Here is a 17011-nt window from a genome sequence, read left to right as displayed (position 1 = left end):
CATGGAAAAGAAAAAGACAAATAAAAAATTCATCATCATACTAACCGTTTTGGTTTTAGTGGGCGGAACTTACGGAATATCTAAATACTTACACGCTCAAGCACACGAAGAAACTGATGATGCTCAAATCGAAAAAAGAATGAATCCGATTATCCCGAGAGTATCAGGATATATCAGCAAAGTATATGTGAAAGATAATGATTATGTAAAAAAAGGAGATACTTTATTTACAATTGATAAGAGAGATTACCAATTAAAGATTGATGAGGCTAACGCTGCTTTATTAGGAGCTGAAGGTCAATTTGAAGCTGCAAAAGCAGATATCGGAAGTGCTTATGCAAGTATTTCTGTTTCAGATGCTCAAATGAGATCTGCAAGTGGTTCTATCGAAAGTGCAAGAATTAGATTGAGACAGCTTACAAACGATTATAACCGTTACAACAACTTGTACAAAACGCATACAATTACAAAACAGCAATATGAGCAAGCTTTGACTGCAAAAGAAGAAGCTGAAAATCAAGTTCGTGTTTTAGAACAACAACAAAAAGCTACTTCTTACCAAAAATCGGTTATTCAGTCAAAATCTAAAGTTTCTGACAAACAAACAGAAGTTGCTGCTGCAAACATTAAAAAAGCGAAAACAATGCTTGATGTTGCGCACTTAAACCTTTCTTATACTGTAGTTACAGCTGCAATTGACGGTCAGGTTTCTAAAGTTGATATTCAGCCAGGACAATTAGTTCAGCCAGGACAATCTTTGTTCTACATCATTAACAATAATGAAGCTTGGGTTGTAGCTAACTTTAAAGAAACACAGTTAAACAAAATGGTTGTGGGACAAAAAGTAAGCTTAAAAGTAGATGCTTATCCAAACTATGAGTTTAAAGGTACTGTATCTTCTTTCTCTCCAGCAACAGGATCTCGTTTTTCATTATTACCTCCTGACAATGCAACAGGAAACTTCGTAAAAACAATTCAGAGGTTACCAGTAAAAATCACCATCGATCAATCAAACGATCCTGAAAAAGTAAAACTTTTAAGACCAGGAATGAATGTTGATGTAGATGTACATTTGAAATAAAATAAATGGCTACAGCAGTACAAGATGACGATTTAGTAGAATACGGTTTCAGACGTGTTATCATTACGATTACCGCAGTACTTTGTGCATTGCTGGAAATTGTTGATACGACGATTGTAAACGTAGCGCTAACAGACATGCGCGGAAGTCTTGGTGCTACCTTGACCGATGTGGCATGGGTAATTACAGCATACGCAATTGCGAATGTTATTGTAATTCCGATGACGAGCTGGCTATCACAGCAATTTGGACGACGTAATTATTTTGTGGCTTCGATCATAGTATTTACGGTCTGTTCCTTCTTGTGTGGTAATGCCACAAATATATGGGAACTTGTCGCTTTTCGATTCGTACAAGGTATGGGCGGTGGAGCGCTTCTAGTAACAGCCCAAACTATTATTACAGAAAGTTACCCCGTAGCAAAACGTGGAATGGCACAGGCGATTTACGGAATGGGTGTAATTGTTGGTCCAACTCTTGGTCCGCCTTTAGGAGGATATTTGGTTGATAATTATTCTTGGCCTTATATTTTCTACATCAATATTCCGTTGGGAATTATTGCAACGATTTTGGCTCTAACATTTGTGAAAAGTCCAAAATATGGTGAGAAATTAAAAGCCAATCAGGTTGACTGGTGGGGAATTATATTGTTGACCGCTTTTATCGGATCTTTACAATTCGTATTGGAACACGGACAGCAAGATGACTGGTTTAATGATTCTACAATTGTAGCGTTAAGTGTTGTAACCGTTTTGGGATTGGTTCTTTTTATTTGGCGAGAACTTACGTATGATTATCCAATTGTAAACTTGAGTGTTTTAAAAGATGGAAACTTAAGAATTGGAACCATAATGTGTTTTATTCTTGGTTTCGGATTATATGGATCAACATTAATTATTCCGATTTATACACAGTCTATTTTAGGATGGACCGCAACAGACGCAGGTCTATTATTAATTCCGGGATCTATTACAACGGCGATCATGATGCCATTTGTTGGTAATATGATCCAGAAAGGAGTTCCGCAGGGATATATGGTTGGAGTTGGATTTTTAGTTTTCTTCTTCTTTACTTTTATGATGTATAGCCGCATGACGCCTGATACGGGAGTTGAACATATGTATTGGCCATTAATATTAAGAGGGGTTGGTTTAGGATTGCTTTTCGTGCCTATTACAACGCTTTCTCTATCTACTTTGAAAGGAAAACAAATTGGTGAAGGAGCTGCATTTACAGGAATGATGCGTCAGTTAGGCGGATCTTTTGGTATTGCGATTATTACCACTTTCATTACACGTTTCAGCCAGTCACACCGAGTAGATTTAATTAATAATTTAGATCCTGCCAAGTTTGAGGTACAACAGCGTATTGCAGGAATGCAGCACGCCTTCATGGCAAAGGGTTATAGTGCAGATGTCGCTTTGAAAAAAGCATATCAAGCTATAGAAGGCTCTATAATGAAGCAAAGTACTGTAATGGCTTATATGGATATTTTCCTTTACCTAGGGATTATGTTTTTATGTTGCATACCGATTATTCTCTTTATCAAAAAAGGGAAGAACAAAATTAGTGCAGCCGACGCAATGCATTAATAATAATAATTTTATAATACGCAAAAACGCCGAATTCAATTTAGAATTCGGCGTTTATTTTTTTTATTTCAATTTGATCTGCTAAATCTGCAGGGATTAAAATCCCTGCCTACAAAATTGTTCGAATCTACGATTCTTTAAGAACCTTTGTCGCTTTGTCACTTTGCCCCTTTGAACTAGACAACGTTCTAACGAGTAAAAACCAAATGATTTCCTTTAGAAAGATTCGCATCAAACTGATATCCTTCGTAATTGAAACCTTTTAAATCATTAATCGTTTCTGCATTGGTATCGATTATATAACGAACCATCATGCCTCTCGCCTTCTTCGCAAAGAAACTGATCATTTTTAATTTTCCATCTTTGTAGTCTTTAAAATCTGGCGTAATTACAGGAACTTTTAGAGCTTTTACATCAACAGCAGAAAAATATTCGTTACTGGCTAAATTCACGAATAACTCGTCTTTTTTCAATTCTTTGTTTAAAGCCTTTGTTACTGTCGGTTTCCAAAACTCGTGCAGATTTTTAGATTCGCCAACTGGCATTTTGGTTCCCATTTCTAAACGGTACGCCTGCATTAAATCAAGCGGTTTCAAAAGTCCGTAAAGTCCAGATAAAATTCTTAGTTTATCTTGCAAAGCATCTAATTTTTCTAACGGAATGGTATAAGCATCTAAGCCTGTGTAAACATCTCCATCAAAAGTATAAACTGCTGGACGCGCATTTTCTGGAGTAAAAGGTGTTTTCCATTCCTGATTTCTTTTCCAATTTAAATCGGCTAGTTTGTCTGAAATAGACATTAACTCTGATAATTCTGCTGGCTTTTTTGTTTTCACTACTTTATGAACGATTCTTGCTTCTTTTAGAAAAGCTGGTTCTGTATGTTGTTTTGTAGGCAATTCTTTTTCGAAATTTAATGACTTCGCTGGCGATATAACAATTTTCATTTGTGCATTTTTAAGTGATTCAAAAATACTATTTTTCCGCCACGAATTCACGAATTATTTTTCCCAATCTTTGAGTCCAATTTCGAATAAATTCGTGTAATTAATTACTCTAATTTATTCGAAATGATTAAAATTAATTCGTGAATTCGTGGCAAAAATTCTAGTTTATCTTAATCTCTAATTATTTTTTCAATCTTTAAGTATAATTTCAAATTAATTCGTCCAATTCACAACCTGAATTCATAAAAATTAATTAAAAATAATTCGTGAATTCGTGGCGAAAAAAAAATCATGAATTGTTTTCATTTTACATTTTCATAAAATTCAAATGAAAAATTGTGAATTTATTCAAAAAAGTCAACAATAGATTATAAAAGGCATTTTCTATGTTGTAAATTTGCAACCATAAAATTCCAAAAACATTTTCAATACAAAAATTGAAAGTTGTATTCTAAATAATAGCCACAAATTCACGAATTAACTTTTTTAAAATTAATTAGAAAAATTCGTGAATTCGTGGCGGAAAAATTTAGATCATGACAAAAATATTGTATCAGCAGGAAAGCTATCAGATAATGGGAATTTTATTTGATGTTCATAGAAATTTAGGTGGAGGTTTTTCTGAAATCGTATATAAAGATGCTTTAGAATATGAATTTAAGAAAGCCGATATTCCATTTGAAAGAGAAAAAGAATATTTGGTAAATTATAAAGACATAATATTAGATCACAAATTTTATGCTGATTTTGTTTTGTTTGATAAAATAATACTTGAAATAAAATCAAGCGATTTTCTACATCCAAAATACATTTCGCAATGTCTTAATTATTTAAAAGTTTCCAAAAATCATTTAGCTATTTTGGCAAACTTCAATTCTACCTCACTAGAACACAAACGTATTATTTTATAAAAATTAGTGAATTCGTGGCTGTACAAACAAACTATAAATCTGCTTTACAAAACAAAATCTTCGATATTATTTCGAAAGCTTCTAAGGAATTAAACGTTGACTCTTACGTAATCGGCGGATTTGTCCGTGACTTACTTTTAAACCGAGGTTCTAAAAAAGACATCGACGTTGTGGCTGTTGGAAGCGGAATCGAACTGGCGCTTAAGGTTTCTGATTTACTTCCGAACAAACCAAAAGTTCAGGTTTTTAAAACTTACGGAACCGCAATGCTTCGTTTTGAAGATACGGATATTGAATTTGTTGGTGCAAGAAAAGAATCTTACACCCGCGACAGCCGAAATCCGATTGTGGAAAACGGAACGCTTCAAGACGATCAGAACCGTCGTGATTTTACAATCAATGCATTTGCTCTTTCGTTAAACGAAAATAATTTTGGAGAACTGCTAGATCCTTTTAACGGTCTGCAAGATTTAGAAAATAAAACAATCAAAACACCTTTGGATCCAGACATTACGTATTCTGATGATCCTTTGCGCATGCTTCGTGCGATTCGTTTTGCTACACAGCTGAATTTTGAAATTGAAGAAAATTCATTGAATGCAATTACAAAAAATGCAGATCGTATCAAGATTATTTCTGGCGAAAGAATTGTCGATGAATTGAACAAAATTCTTTTGACAGATAAACCTTCGACTGGATTTTTACTTTTATACAAAACGGGGCTTCTGGATATCATTTTACCTGAATTGACAGCGTTGAATCAGGTGGAAGAAATTGAAGGTCATACGCATAAAAACAATTTTTATCATACGCTAGAAGTTGTCGATAACATTTGTCCAAATACTGATGATGTTTGGCTGCGCTGGTCGGCTTTATTGCATGATATTGGAAAAGCGCCGACAAAACGTTTCACCAAAAAACAAGGATGGACTTTTCACGGTCATGAATTTCTGGGCGGAAAAATGGCTAAAAAAATATTCGAACGTTTACACATGCCTTTAAACCATAAAATGAAATTCGTTCAGAAAATGGTTATCATGAGTTCGCGTCCGATTGTTTTGGCACAAGATATTGTAACTGACAGTGCGGTTCGTCGTTTGGTTTTTGATGCCGGCGAGGATGTTGAGGATTTAATGACTTTATGTGAAGCCGATATTACAACTAAAAATCCTGCGAAGTTTAAGAAATATCATAAAAATTTCGAAGTAGTTCGCAAGAAAATTGTTGAAGTCGAAGAACGCGATCATGTTCGTAATTTTCAACCGCCAATTACGGGAGAAGAAATTATGCAAATGTTTGAGTTGAAACCTTCACGCGAAATCGGAGTTTTGAAAGAGGCGGTAAAAGAAGCTATTCTAGAAGGCGTTATTCCAAACGAATATCAAGCAGCTTACGATTTTGTGATTAAGAGAGCTGAGAAATTAAATCTGACACTTAAGAAGTAATGGACATTTTAGGTGCTATTTTTTTAATAATTCTAGTAATAATAGTTTTAGCAACTAATATTATTTTTATTCGTAAAATCAATAGAACTAATAATAACCACTATAAATATAAAATCTTCTTTTTTTTAATAAGTATTGTTTCCGTATCCACTATAATGATTATAGCTGCACTATTTCAAAATATAGTTTTAATTGATTATTTTAAAATAACAGTTAATATAGAAAGCTATCTATACAGAACAATCATTATGATAGTTATCTTATCTAGCAATATCATAGTAAACTTTACTTCATTAAAACTTTATATAAAAAGAAGAGAAAGAAAAAGCAAAATCAACGAAATCGAATTAATCGGAAAAGAATGAAAACACAGAATAAATCAGTAATCATTTGGTTACTATCAGGTTGCGTATTATTATTTTTAATGGTTGTCGTGGGCGGAATCACCCGTTTAACCAATTCAGGCTTATCAATGACCGACTGGCATTTGGTAACCGACACCTTCCCTCCTCTAACTGAAGCCAAATGGCAAGCTGCTTTTGACGAATACAAAAAGTTTCCTGAATATCAGAAAATCAATATTCATAACGATTTTCAATTGGCAGATTATAAATTCATTTATTTCTGGGAATGGTTTCACCGTTTTATCGGTCGTATTATCGGTTTGGTTTTCTTTGTTCCGTTTGTTTACTTTTTAGCTAAAAAGAAATTAGATACGGATACAATCAAAAAATGTATTGTGCTTCTAGCAATGGGAGGTTTCCAAGGATTTTTAGGCTGGTTTATGGTAAGAAGCGGATTAATCGATAATCCAGATGTGAGCCATTTTAGACTTTCATTACACTTAACTTTTGCTTTTATCACTTTTGCTTATACACTTTGGGTTGCATTAGATTTAATTTACCCTGAGAGAAATATCAATAAAATTTTACCTCTACGAAATATTGCCCGTTATGCTTTAGTAGCTTTATTAATCCAGATTATTTACGGCGGGTTTGTAGCGGGTTTAAATGCAGGATTAATTCACAATCACTGGCCTTTAATGAGCGATGGCGAGTTTATTCACGAATCTGTTTTTATTGAACAATCGACTTTAGTGAAGAATTTAATTGAAGGAAAAAGCGGTGTTCAGTTTGTGCACAGAACTTTCGCTTATGTAGTGGTTGCCATTATTCTTTTCCTTTTCTTCAAAAGCAAAAAATATACGCTTACGCATACTCAAGCAAACGGAATCAAAACTTTAGTAATTTTTGTTTTTATTCAATTTTTATTGGGCGTTTTCACTTTATTATACAGTGTGCCATTGGCTTTAGGACTAATTCACCAGATTATGGCATTTTTCCTTTTGAGTGCTATGACGTATACATTGCACAGATTGAGCAAATAATCTTGAAATATTTAAATAGAAAAACAGCCGATAATAATCGGCTGTTTTTTTTATCTGTTTTTATATGAATTGAGCCGATGGCTCTCTTTTGATTTTGATACCCTTCGCCCCCGGATTAAAATCCGGGGCTACAATATTGGTCGAACCGATGGTTCTTTTTCAACTGAATAATTTAATCTAAAAAGAAATTCCGTAGGAATGGCAAAAATATTGTAGCAACGGATTTTAATCCGTTGAAATTATAATGCACATTTTGCATCTTACATTTTACATTTCACATTAAAAAAAACTATCCCAGCCAGCTTTTAAAATCCTGAACTTTTTCTCGACTTACAATTACCTCATCTTCTTTGTAAGTTGGAAGAATAACTTTTAAACGTGAATTGGTATAAACCTGAATTTCTTTAATCGCTTTTAGCGGAACAATAAATTTTCTGCTTACGCGAAAGAAATCCTTTTTGTCTAATTCCTGTTCTAAAATCTCTAAAGTCGAATCGATTAAATAATCGCGATTGTCGTAGGTATGAATATAAGTTCCTTTGTTTTCACTAAAAAAACATTCGATTTCTTCTGTCGTAATTACTTTTAAGTGCTGCCCGATTTTTACGGTAAATCTCTTTTTATAGGTTTTCTCAAACGGATTTGACAGCATCTGGCGAATCTGTTCAAAATCCAGATGTAAGTTTGAAGTTTCTGCACTGGCTTTTGGAAGACGTGATTTAAATTTGGCAACAGCCGTTTCCAGATCATCTTCGTCAATTGGTTTTAAAAGATAATCGATACTGTTTAGTTTGAAAGCCTTTAACGCATATTCATCATAAGCCGTTGTAAAAATGATAGCGCTTTTAATGTCTATTTTTTCAAAAATTTCGAATGACAAACCATCTGAGAGCTGAATATCCAGAAAAATCAAATCGGGATGCGGATTATTAGAGAACCATTCTACCGATTCTTCAACAGAGTGAAGCATGGTTTCTACGGTTACATCTAATTTTTCAAGCTTTCTTTGCAGCAATCTTGCCGCTGGTTTTTCGTCTTCTATAATTAATGTGATCATTTACTCGATTGTAAAATTTAGAAAAAATAGTATTTCAAAGTTACTCCCATTTATTTTTATTTGCGGCGTCTTTCTCCATATATTTTTGAATTTTTCTCTTTTCCCAGTCTTGACCGAAAAACAGATCAGAACCAAAAACAGACAATCCGTGAGCCGCTAAACCAATTCCCCAGAAAAATGCAGTCGAATACGTATGCCATTCAGATAAACCGCTAAAATCAATTCCTCTAGTAAAACTAGATCGGGTTAAACTGGATATAATGATGATAATATTTATGATAATGTAAATTTTCACATGAGAATAAAACCCTTTAAGTTTCTTTACTCTTTTATAAGCTGCATTGTAACTTTCGTCATTCGTATATTCTGCTCCAAAATGCTGGCTTGTATAATCTTCGTATCTATTTCTTCTAAAACGTCCCATAACTATATTTTAAATTATTGCCACTTATTTTTATTCTGTTTTTCTTTTTCTTTTTCCATAAACTCCCTGATTTTTCTTTCTTCCCATTCTTTACCCATTCCTGGAAAAACTTCAAAAACTTTTAATCCGTGAAAAAGAACGCCAACTCCCCACCACAGCAATGGCCAGAAAAACCATAAATAACTTGGCGATGTGTATAAATTGATAAAGATTAAAATTGCATTTACTAATACGAAAGCCAGAAGATTTCCGTAAAATCCCTTAATGTTTTCAACCTTCTTTTTGGCTTGGATATATTTTTCCTCTTCGCTTAAATTCCTTTCCATAATTATTCCCATTTTTGTTTTTTATATTTTTTTTCTAGAATGCTTTTCATTTTACGCTTTTCCCATTCTTGCCCAAATATTTTAGTCGAAGCAAACAAATCTATTGCAGAACCTGCTACCACAGCCGACCAGATAATCATAACTACCCAATTTAAATATTTTATCGGAATGAAATTAACGGGAAGATTTGTGTATTCTTTTAAAAGAAAAAGAAGCATTACAATAGTGTAAATGAACAAATGTTTGTAAAAATACTTCAGCTGAATTACTTTTTTACTTGCCAATTCTTTTAGAATTGTTTCTTCCTGATCATTACTCAAATTTGTTTCCATGATTATTTTCAAGTCGTTTTTGGTTTTCTTTTTCTAAAATTTCCTGAATCTTTTTCTGTTCCCATTTTTTATTATAAAAAGGCGGATATTCAAAAGCTTTTAATCCATGCAATACGATTGCCATTCCCCATCCCATTACAGACCATACCCACCAAAGATATTCTGGAGAAGTCATATAATTGACAACAATTACAATCGGATTGCATAAAACGTACACAGTCAAATGCTCGTAAAACCCTCTTATTTCTTTTACTTTTTTCTGGGCATCATAATAACGCTCTGCTTCTGTGAAATCTTTTTCCATTATTTCCACGTTTTTTGTTTGTTGTCTTTTTCTAAAATCTCACGAATTTTTCTTTCTTCCCAATCTGAGCTGTAGCCAAAAACCTTAAAAGCATGCATGGCAACTCCAAACCCCCAGCCTAAAGCAGAAAACCAAAACCATTGAAATTGCGGTGAAAATCTTAGATTGATAAAAATCAAAAACGGAATTACACAACAATATGAAATTACATTTCCATAAAATCCCTTTAACTCTTCTACTCTTTTTTTGGCTCTATAATAAGCTTTTGCTTCGTCGGTATATTCTGCACTCATTTCCATAACCGCAATTTGTTTGGTTAAAATCGGAATCCTAACGGTGAAATTCTTTTCATCTTCCTGAACTTTCACTTTTCTGTCGGTTATAATTCCGTATCGATTTACAATATTCTGCAGTCCGACACCTTGTCTGTCCTGCAAAACTTCTTTTTTCTGAAGATCGTTCTGAATCGCCAAGTAATCTCCATCAATAAAAATTCTAATATGAAGCGGTTTTTGCTCGCTTACCACATTGTGCTTTACGGTGTTTTCTAGCAAAAGCTGTAAAGAAAGCGGCACCACTTTGGCTTCTGGATTGATGTTTTCTGTTGGCAATTCGTAGAACAAACTATTTTCGAAACGCATTTTCAACAGATTCATATACGTTTTTGCAAATGACAATTCATCTTCAACCGAAACCAATTCTTTATCTTTCTGTTCTAAAACATAGCGGTAAATTTTAGATAATGAAGTGGTAAAACGCTGTGCATTATCTGGATTCTCCTCAATTAAAGAACTTAAAACATTTAAACTATTAAAAAGAAAATGCGGATCGATCTGGTTTTTTAAACTCTCAAATTTGGCATTTGCCGTTCCTGCGATAATCTTTTGCTGCGTGACTTTGTTTTCCTGATAGAGTTTATAAAAATTAAGTCCATGAAAAAAAAGCAGTACAATAAAGGTCATAACTGCAGATTCTATATAATTTTCTGCCTTTTCATTTGCCAGAAAACCTATGATGGTCTTATTCTCGATTATTACACTTGTAAACAAACGCAATACACCAATAATGATCATCGATATGAAAAATGAACTTACAAAACCTATTACAATTCTCTTTATGGAATAAGGATTTGCCTTGAAAACTTTATCTAAAAACTCAAAAAGAACAACGTTTACGATATACAAAACCACACTGTAAAGCATGCAGTACAAGAAATAAATAGAAAGATTCTTATTGAAAACTGCAGTTCCTAAAGAAGCAAATCGAATTAGAAAAGAAAATAAAAATACTATTCCTCCAACTAAACATGCTTTTAACAAATTGGGTTTTAATATCATGAGGCTTATAACTATTAAATTATTTACAAGTTTTTTGAATTTCTAACGCTCTTTCTAATCCCCATTTTGGAGAATATGGCGTAGCTGGTTTAAAATTATTAAAAAGTTCGATAGATTTATCAACTTGCGCACATAAAGGTTTTGTATCTACTCCTGTCCATTTTGCACCGCCCAACTGATAATCTGCTTCACCAAAAACCGCTCTAGGGTTTGTTGGGTCTAATGCTTTTGCTTTCGCGTAAGCTTCCATTACTTTACCAGAATATTTCATTCCGTTTGTCATTGGGTCTGCCACAACATATCCTGTGTAAATTAAAGCTTGTAAAACATACAATTCTGAATTGCTTTGATCTTTAATCATTTCAACATCAACAGCATCTTGAGCTTTTGTCAATAGCAAGTCGATTTTTGTTTTATCTTTTTCAGTAAAAACGGCCAATGAATTTATTAAGCCTACATAATAATTTGGCAGGTAACTGTTTTTTTCGGCAGCGGCAATTCTTTCAAATAAAGCAGAAGCCTCAGTGTTTTTTCCTTCTTTCCAAAGTCCGAAAGCTTTGTTCATTCCTTGTTCAAATTGCGTTTGAGCTGAACTTATTCCTACTATAAATAATGCGATTAAAGTGATGATTTGTTTCATTTTATAAATAATTAAATGGTTGTTTTTATATGGATTAGTTATATGTTATTAGAATGTAATTTCAATTTTTGAATCTTTACTCACAGTAAATTTAGCATCATTATACGAAGGAGGTCCCATAAATCCTTTTGCATTGTTTGAAGCTGCATATTCTTCAGACGGAATTCCCATTGCGTTTCTGTCCAGTTTTCCGTTGCTGTTTTCATCATGATAAGTTGAAATGGCATATACTCCCGCAGGAAGGTTATCAAAAGTTACAACGGCATTATTGTCTTTAATTTCTGAAGAAAGGCTTTTGTAAATTGTTTTAAGAAATGTCCCTTCTGAATTGTACAATCCTACTTTAACGTTTCCTGTATCATTTTTCAATCCTGAAACAGCAACAGTCAGTTTCACATTCTGTGCAGACATTAAGCTGCAGATAAATAAAATAGTTATGGTAATAATTTTGGTCATGATTATTTTTTTTTAAGGTTCTAAGGTTCTGAGATGCTAAGGTTCTAAGATTTGTTTCTTTGTCACTTTGTTTCTTTGTTCCTTTTAATTTACTCTTCAAAAGTATACTGGTTTTTAGTGTTTTAAAATTAAATGATACTGAGTTGTTGATTTTGGTTACTGAATTGTTTTTTCTGAGGTTCTAAGGTGCTAAGCTACTGAGGTACTAAGAAAAAAACTTAGAAGCTTAGCCTCTCAGAACCTTAGAACCTTTGAAAAACCTACAGGTTTTTCAGCTGATTCTCATTCTTATTCTGACTAATCGTCCAGAAGAAACCTACGAAGAAGAATCTGTCTGCTGTTGGCACTACCGCTTGTCTTTGATATACTCCGCTTGGGTCTGGGGTTTTAGCATAATCGTAACCGAAAACGTTTTGCGTTCCTAAAAGATTTGAAACGGAGAAATAAAGGATTTTTTGCGTTGTTAATAAATACGCCCAGTTAAAACTCAAGCTATTGTACGATTTTGTTTTTCCATTCATAAACTGCGTCTGATTTGGATCGTTGTACGGACGTCCTGTGCTAAAACTATTTGTAAAACCTATCTGTGATTTCCAGTCTGTAATAAAATATTTGGTTACAACCGATAAATTATGATTGGCAATAAAACTTGGAGTTGCCATGTTTGGAAAATTCTTGTATTGTCTTTCTGAATCGATATAAGAGTATGAAATCCAATATTCTAAGTTTTTGTACAAATTGCTGTCTCTCCAAAAAATATCCAATCCTTTTGCGTAACCTGATCCGTTATTATTAAAAACCGAATTGTATTGAATATCTCTCGTATCGTATTGAACTAAATTGCTGTAATCTTTGTAATAAGCCTCAGCTCTCAGCGTCTGACCAGGTCTTGTAAAGGTGTAATTTAAAATATAATGCTGTGCTTTTTCGCTTTCAAACTGATGGTATTTCGAATATTTAATATAATCAACAACAGGAGTTTGGCTAAAATCTCCGTAAGCAAAAGAGAACTGACTTGTTTTTGAAACTTTATATCCTAATGAAGCTCTTGGCGCAATATTGTTTTCGTTTAACAAACTATTATTCGAAAATCTCAAACCAACTTTTAAAGCTAAGTTTTTAGAAAATGAAATATCTCCTTCTGTATAAGCCGCAAAAATGTTAGAATTATAACCATTTGTTACGTCAAGCGAAATATTATCAGCTACATTTTCATTGTATTTTGTAATGAAATAATCTGTTCCGGCAGACAATCTAAAATAGTTCGAAAATTTCTTGCTTAACTTCAGTTTCAATTGAGACGCATTTTCTTGAGCGTCAATTCCAGTAATATCATATTTCAATTTGTTTTTGCTATAACCGTAACTCACTCCAGAAGTTAACGTCCAACCTGTTCCGAAACTTCCTTTATAAGAAGAATTCAAATAGAAGTTATTATTGTTCATGTCAGTGCGAATCGGATTTTCGAAGTTGATGTTTTTCTGATTTAAATCGAATTTTTCAGAATCGAATGAAGCATACAATTTAAAAACTCCATTTGTGAATTTATATCTGTAAACCGTTTCACCTCCAAGCGATTGATACGGATTGTTCCAATCTACGTTTTGTGGAATCACCGCTTGATACGGCGCCAGATTAATGTAAGCCATGTTTACGCTCAAAGTGCTTTTTTTGAATTTCTGCGTATTTCCTAAACTCAAACCAACCGTCATTAATCCGATATCTGTTTTTTCGTGATCTTCATCATCATTCGTATTCAAAAGTAAAACACTAGATAAAGCTTCTCCGTATTCTGCAGAATAACCGCCTGTAGAAAATGCGATCCCGCTAAACAAGAAAGGAGAAAAACGGCTTCTAGTTGGCAAGTTATTCGTTGTTGCTCCGTATGGCTGTGCTACGCGAATTCCGTCCACAAAAGTTTGCGTTTCGCTTGCCTCTCCTCCACGTACAAACAGACGTCCGTCTTCACCCACACTCTGCGTTCCTGGCAAAGTTTGCAATGCCGCCACAATATTTCCAGCAGAACCTGCTGTGGTTACAATATCTAAAGGTTTTAAAACCGAAACTCTTGCCTTGTCTCCAGATTCTAAAGTTCCAGCCGTGATTACAACTGCATCCAACGCGTTTACATTTTCTCTCAGTTTTACTGTTTGATCTTTATAATTGGCAACATCAATTTCTTGTTTGTAAGTTTCGAAAAGTAAAAAACTAACCACTAAAAATTTGTTTCCTGTTTCTGTAGTTTCAAAAGAAAAATCTCCCGTTTCAGAACTCGTTGCTCCGTCGTAAGTTCCGTCAATATATATGTTTGCACCCGCAACTGGTTTTCCTTTTTGATCTACGACTTTTCCTGAAATAGTGTTCTGAGCAAAAATTAATGCCGTAAAAAATAAAAAACTAAGGGTAAAAAATAATTTGGTTTTCATGTCATCTTTGGTTTTGATGAAGCAAATGTATTTCAACCATAAACGTTAAAAAATATATAATAACCCAATTGTAGAATTTCGAGGATGAGTTGTAAATGACTAATTTGTATCTTAGCTTGGAATTCCAAAATCATCATTTTATGTCAGAAAGTAAAAGAATCTCAAATTTATATCAATCCATCTATAACGGAAATCCTTGGCTAGAAGTTAATCTAGCCGATACCTTAAAAAATGTTACTGCAGAACAGGCTTACAAAAAAGCCAATCCGAATCTTAATACAATCTGGGAAATTGTAAACCATTTGATACAATGGAGAAGAAATATTTTAGAACGCATGCAGGGCGAAGTGATTATCACGCCAGACCATAATTATTTTGTTCCTGTTCTGGATCCTTCAGAAGTAGCTTGGGAACAATCTCTTCAGACTTTAGCAAAATCCCAAGATTCTTGGACTGCTTTTTTCGAAAATTTTAATGATGAAGATTTAGCTAAAATCTACGTTAATAATGGTCATACGTATTACGAACACATACACGGAATTATTCAGCATGATGTGTATCATTTAGGGCAGATTGTTATTTTGAAGAAACTGGTTTAGTTCAATTGAAACACATAGAAACATAGATTTTTTATTTCTCAGAAAAGAATATTTAAAAATCTAGATTTTACACATAGTCTATGTGAATGTATGGAAATGAAATGCCTTTACTACGCTTTTAAACTATGTTTCTATGTGTTAAAAATAAAAAAACATTTATATGAAAACCTCACTTTTTATTCTAGCATTTCTATTTTTCAGCACAATTGGTTTTTCACAAGAAACTGAAGTAAAATACGATGAAGCCTTAGCCAAATCTCTCCATGCCGACGAATACGGAATGAAGAAATATGTTTTTTGTCTTTTAAAATCTGGAAGCAATACAACGGCTTCTAAAGAAGAAACCAAAAAACTTTTTGAAGGCCACATGGCAAATATTAATAAATTGGCTAAAGAAGGAAAGCTAGTTGTTGCCGGACCTTTTATGAAAAACGATAGAAATTATCGCGGCATTTATGTTTTTAATGTAGAAACTGTAGAAGAAGCGAAAGCGCTTGTTGCCACAGATCCTGCCATTAAAGCCAATTTACTTGAAGCCGAATTAACGCCTTGGTATTGCACCGCAGCACTACAGGAAACTGTAAAAATTCATGACAAAATTGCCAAGACGAAAATGTAAAATATGAAATCAGAAAAAGAAAAAATGATCTCTGGCGAATACTACAATGCCTTTGATCCAGAATTAGTTAAAGGACGCCGTGCCGCAAAGAACCTTTTGCATACTTTAAATGTAAAAGAATATCGAGTTACCAAAAAAGCAAAAGAAATCCTTAAAGAACTGATTCCCAATACTGGAGCTGGTTTTTATATTGAACCGCCGTTTCACTGTGATTATGGGTATAATATTTTTGCAGGTGACAACGTTTATTTTAATGTGAATTGTGTCGTTTTAGATTGCGCTCCTGTAACTATTGGCTCCAATGTTTTCATAGCGCCAAATGTTCAAATTTATACAGCACATCATCCGCTTGACGCTGAATTGAGAAGAACTTTAGAAAATGCTTATCCCGTTACGATTGGAGACGACACTTGGATTGGCGGAAATTCGGTGATCTGTCCTGGAGTTACGATTGGAAAAGGCTGTGTTATTGGAGCTGGATCTGTTGTGACAAAAGATATCCCAAACAATTCACTTGCCGTTGGAAATCCTGCAAAAGTTATTCGAAAATTAAATCAAGAATCTGAATCCAAAAAATAATGCTTACCCTCAATAAAGTCCACCATATTGCCATTTTATGTTCCGATTATGAAAAATCGAAATATTTCTATACCCAGATTTTAGGTTTAACCATAATTAGAGAAATTTACCGCGAAGAACGCCAGTCTTATAAATTAGATTTGGCTTTAAATGGTTCTTATGCAATCGAATTATTCTCATTCCCAAATCCGCCGCAAAGACCTTCAAGACCTGAAGCTGTTGGACTTCGCCATTTGGCATTTGAAGTAATTAATTTGGAAGAAACTATAGATTTTCTGAATTCAAAAGAAATAGAATCGGAGCCTATTAGAATTGATGAAACAACTGAAAAACGCTTCACTTTCATCTCCGATCCAGATTTACTGCCAATTGAGTTTTATGAGCGTTAAGTTTTTTTTAGCCACTAAGGCGCTAAGGCACTAAGTTTTTATTTAAAACAAACAATTAAACAGACAGTTTGTCATTTCGACGAAGGAGAAATCTCCGCAAGAAGCTCTACAAAGATTGGCGATTTTAATTGTGGAGTTACTTGTGAAGATTTCTCCTTCG

General features: G+C 33.7%; 19 protein-coding genes. 9 read left to right on the top strand and 10 right to left on the bottom strand.

The window, feature by feature from the left end:
- Nucleotide 1 precedes the first annotated feature (1 nt).
- On the top strand, nucleotides 2-1081 hold the full coding sequence (locus tag ACWA1F_RS18820) for an HlyD family secretion protein (RefSeq protein ID WP_306156040.1): 1080 nt from the start codon (nucleotides 2-4) through the stop codon (nucleotides 1079-1081).
- A 5-nt stretch (nucleotides 1082-1086) separates the two neighbouring features.
- Nucleotides 1087-2673: an MDR family MFS transporter gene (locus ACWA1F_RS18815; protein ID WP_306156041.1), complete on the top strand. Its 1587-nt coding sequence runs from the start codon at nucleotides 1087-1089 to the stop codon at nucleotides 2671-2673.
- 188 nt (nucleotides 2674-2861) lie between these two features.
- On the opposite strand, the gene yaaA is transcribed toward ACWA1F_RS18815, so the two are convergent.
- Nucleotides 2862-3620, bottom strand: coding sequence for a peroxide stress protein YaaA (yaaA, locus tag ACWA1F_RS18810; RefSeq protein WP_456895897.1), 759 nt, complete (start codon nucleotides 3618-3620; stop codon nucleotides 2862-2864).
- A gap of 536 nt (nucleotides 3621-4156) precedes the next feature.
- On the opposite strand from yaaA, the gene ACWA1F_RS18805 reads away from it, so the two are divergent.
- The 3 genes from ACWA1F_RS18805 (at nucleotide 4157) to ACWA1F_RS18795 (ending at nucleotide 7363) form a co-directional block, all read left to right on the top strand.
- The gene (locus ACWA1F_RS18805) at nucleotides 4157-4531 is read left to right on the top strand and encodes a GxxExxY protein (protein WP_456895895.1); all 375 of its coding nucleotides are present in this window, start codon (nucleotides 4157-4159) and stop codon (nucleotides 4529-4531) included.
- Nucleotides 4532-4545: 14 nt separating this feature from the next.
- Nucleotides 4546-5976 (top strand): CCA tRNA nucleotidyltransferase, encoded by a 1431-nt coding sequence (locus ACWA1F_RS18800; RefSeq protein ID WP_456895893.1) that lies wholly within the window; start codon nucleotides 4546-4548, stop codon nucleotides 5974-5976.
- Nucleotides 5977-6337: 361 nt separating this feature from the next.
- Nucleotides 6338-7363: a COX15/CtaA family protein gene (locus ACWA1F_RS18795; RefSeq protein WP_456895891.1), complete on the top strand. Its 1026-nt coding sequence runs from the start codon at nucleotides 6338-6340 to the stop codon at nucleotides 7361-7363.
- A gap of 289 nt (nucleotides 7364-7652) precedes the next feature.
- Here the strand turns inward: ACWA1F_RS18795 and ACWA1F_RS18790 are convergent, their stop codons facing one another.
- The 9 genes from ACWA1F_RS18790 to ACWA1F_RS18750 form a co-directional block, all read right to left on the bottom strand.
- Nucleotides 7653-8420, bottom strand: coding sequence for a LytR/AlgR family response regulator transcription factor (locus ACWA1F_RS18790; RefSeq protein ID WP_456895889.1), 768 nt, complete (start codon nucleotides 8418-8420; stop codon nucleotides 7653-7655).
- A gap of 40 nt (nucleotides 8421-8460) precedes the next feature.
- Complete coding sequence (locus ACWA1F_RS18785; RefSeq protein ID WP_456895887.1) at nucleotides 8461-8844, bottom strand: 2TM domain-containing protein; 384 nt, start codon at nucleotides 8842-8844, stop codon at nucleotides 8461-8463.
- Between the two features lie 14 nt (nucleotides 8845-8858).
- Nucleotides 8859-9170 (bottom strand): 2TM domain-containing protein, encoded by a 312-nt coding sequence (locus ACWA1F_RS18780; protein WP_306156047.1) that lies wholly within the window; start codon nucleotides 9168-9170, stop codon nucleotides 8859-8861.
- 2 nt (nucleotides 9171-9172) lie between these two features.
- Nucleotides 9173-9502, bottom strand: a complete 330-nt coding sequence (locus ACWA1F_RS18775; protein ID WP_306156048.1) for a 2TM domain-containing protein — start codon at nucleotides 9500-9502, stop codon at nucleotides 9173-9175.
- Nucleotides 9483-9806: a 2TM domain-containing protein gene (locus tag ACWA1F_RS18770; protein WP_306156049.1), complete on the bottom strand. Its 324-nt coding sequence runs from the start codon at nucleotides 9804-9806 to the stop codon at nucleotides 9483-9485. The genes ACWA1F_RS18775 and ACWA1F_RS18770 overlap by 20 nt, the downstream gene beginning before the upstream one ends.
- Entirely contained in the window at nucleotides 9806-11143 is a 1338-nt protein-coding gene (locus tag ACWA1F_RS18765; RefSeq protein ID WP_306156050.1) for a 2TM domain-containing protein, read from the bottom strand. Before ACWA1F_RS18765 ends, ACWA1F_RS18770 begins: the two co-directional genes overlap by 1 nt.
- Before the next feature lie 19 nt (nucleotides 11144-11162).
- Nucleotides 11163-11783: a hypothetical protein gene (locus ACWA1F_RS18760; RefSeq protein ID WP_456895884.1), complete on the bottom strand. Its 621-nt coding sequence runs from the start codon at nucleotides 11781-11783 to the stop codon at nucleotides 11163-11165.
- Between the two features lie 48 nt (nucleotides 11784-11831).
- The gene (locus tag ACWA1F_RS18755; protein ID WP_456895882.1) at nucleotides 11832-12239 is read right to left on the bottom strand and encodes a DUF2141 domain-containing protein; all 408 of its coding nucleotides are present in this window, start codon (nucleotides 12237-12239) and stop codon (nucleotides 11832-11834) included.
- Between the two features lie 260 nt (nucleotides 12240-12499).
- The gene (locus tag ACWA1F_RS18750; protein WP_456895880.1) at nucleotides 12500-14665 is read right to left on the bottom strand and encodes a TonB-dependent receptor; all 2166 of its coding nucleotides are present in this window, start codon (nucleotides 14663-14665) and stop codon (nucleotides 12500-12502) included.
- Between the two features lie 140 nt (nucleotides 14666-14805).
- Here ACWA1F_RS18750 and ACWA1F_RS18745 point away from each other — a divergent pair, with 140 nt between their 5' ends.
- From ACWA1F_RS18745 to gloA2, 4 genes are all read left to right on the top strand, one after another.
- Nucleotides 14806-15264, top strand: a complete 459-nt coding sequence (locus ACWA1F_RS18745) for a DinB family protein (RefSeq protein ID WP_306156054.1) — start codon at nucleotides 14806-14808, stop codon at nucleotides 15262-15264.
- A 160-nt stretch (nucleotides 15265-15424) separates the two neighbouring features.
- On the top strand, nucleotides 15425-15883 hold the full coding sequence (locus ACWA1F_RS18740; RefSeq protein ID WP_306156055.1) for a YciI family protein: 459 nt from the start codon (nucleotides 15425-15427) through the stop codon (nucleotides 15881-15883).
- A gap of 3 nt (nucleotides 15884-15886) precedes the next feature.
- Entirely contained in the window at nucleotides 15887-16462 is a 576-nt protein-coding gene (locus ACWA1F_RS18735; RefSeq protein ID WP_456895877.1) for a sugar O-acetyltransferase, read from the top strand.
- Nucleotides 16462-16851 carry an SMU1112c/YaeR family gloxylase I-like metalloprotein gene (gloA2, locus tag ACWA1F_RS18730; RefSeq protein WP_456895875.1) on the top strand — a complete coding sequence of 130 codons (390 nt, stop codon included), beginning with the start codon at nucleotides 16462-16464 and terminating at the stop codon, nucleotides 16849-16851. The genes ACWA1F_RS18735 and gloA2 overlap by 1 nt, the downstream gene beginning before the upstream one ends.
- The last annotated feature ends 160 nt before the right edge of the window (nucleotides 16852-17011 follow it).

The sequence above is a fragment of the Flavobacterium erigeronis genome, assembly GCF_054075165.1.
This window is presented reverse-complemented; position numbering and strand designations above follow the sequence as displayed.

Bases quoted from the DNA above. Each gene is read 5' to 3' on its own strand.
- ACWA1F_RS18820 (WP_306156040.1), top strand. From the start codon at position 2: ATGGAAAAGAAAAAGACAAATAAAAAATTCATCATCATACTAACCGTT.
- ACWA1F_RS18815 (WP_306156041.1), top strand. From the start codon at position 1,087: ATGGCTACAGCAGTACAAGATGACGATTTAGTAGAATACGGTTTCAGA.
- yaaA (WP_456895897.1), bottom strand. From the start codon at position 3,620: ATGAAAATTGTTATATCGCCAGCGAAGTCATTAAATTTCGAAAAAGAA.
- ACWA1F_RS18805 (WP_456895895.1), top strand. From the start codon at position 4,157: ATGACAAAAATATTGTATCAGCAGGAAAGCTATCAGATAATGGGAATT.
- ACWA1F_RS18795 (WP_456895891.1), top strand. From the start codon at position 6,338: ATGAAAACACAGAATAAATCAGTAATCATTTGGTTACTATCAGGTTGC.
- ACWA1F_RS18790 (WP_456895889.1), bottom strand. From the start codon at position 8,420: ATGATCACATTAATTATAGAAGACGAAAAACCAGCGGCAAGATTGCTG.
- ACWA1F_RS18785 (WP_456895887.1), bottom strand. From the start codon at position 8,844: ATGGGACGTTTTAGAAGAAATAGATACGAAGATTATACAAGCCAGCAT.
- ACWA1F_RS18780 (WP_306156047.1), bottom strand. From the start codon at position 9,170: ATGGAAAGGAATTTAAGCGAAGAGGAAAAATATATCCAAGCCAAAAAG.
- ACWA1F_RS18775 (WP_306156048.1), bottom strand. From the start codon at position 9,502: ATGGAAACAAATTTGAGTAATGATCAGGAAGAAACAATTCTAAAAGAA.
- ACWA1F_RS18770 (WP_306156049.1), bottom strand. From the start codon at position 9,806: ATGGAAAAAGATTTCACAGAAGCAGAGCGTTATTATGATGCCCAGAAA.
- ACWA1F_RS18765 (WP_306156050.1), bottom strand. From the start codon at position 11,143: ATGATATTAAAACCCAATTTGTTAAAAGCATGTTTAGTTGGAGGAATA.
- ACWA1F_RS18760 (WP_456895884.1), bottom strand. From the start codon at position 11,783: ATGAAACAAATCATCACTTTAATCGCATTATTTATAGTAGGAATAAGT.
- ACWA1F_RS18755 (WP_456895882.1), bottom strand. From the start codon at position 12,239: ATGACCAAAATTATTACCATAACTATTTTATTTATCTGCAGCTTAATG.
- ACWA1F_RS18750 (WP_456895880.1), bottom strand. From the start codon at position 14,665: ATGAAAACCAAATTATTTTTTACCCTTAGTTTTTTATTTTTTACGGCA.
- ACWA1F_RS18745 (WP_306156054.1), top strand. From the start codon at position 14,806: ATGTCAGAAAGTAAAAGAATCTCAAATTTATATCAATCCATCTATAAC.
- ACWA1F_RS18740 (WP_306156055.1), top strand. From the start codon at position 15,425: ATGAAAACCTCACTTTTTATTCTAGCATTTCTATTTTTCAGCACAATT.
- ACWA1F_RS18735 (WP_456895877.1), top strand. From the start codon at position 15,887: ATGAAATCAGAAAAAGAAAAAATGATCTCTGGCGAATACTACAATGCC.
- gloA2 (WP_456895875.1), top strand. From the start codon at position 16,462: ATGCTTACCCTCAATAAAGTCCACCATATTGCCATTTTATGTTCCGAT.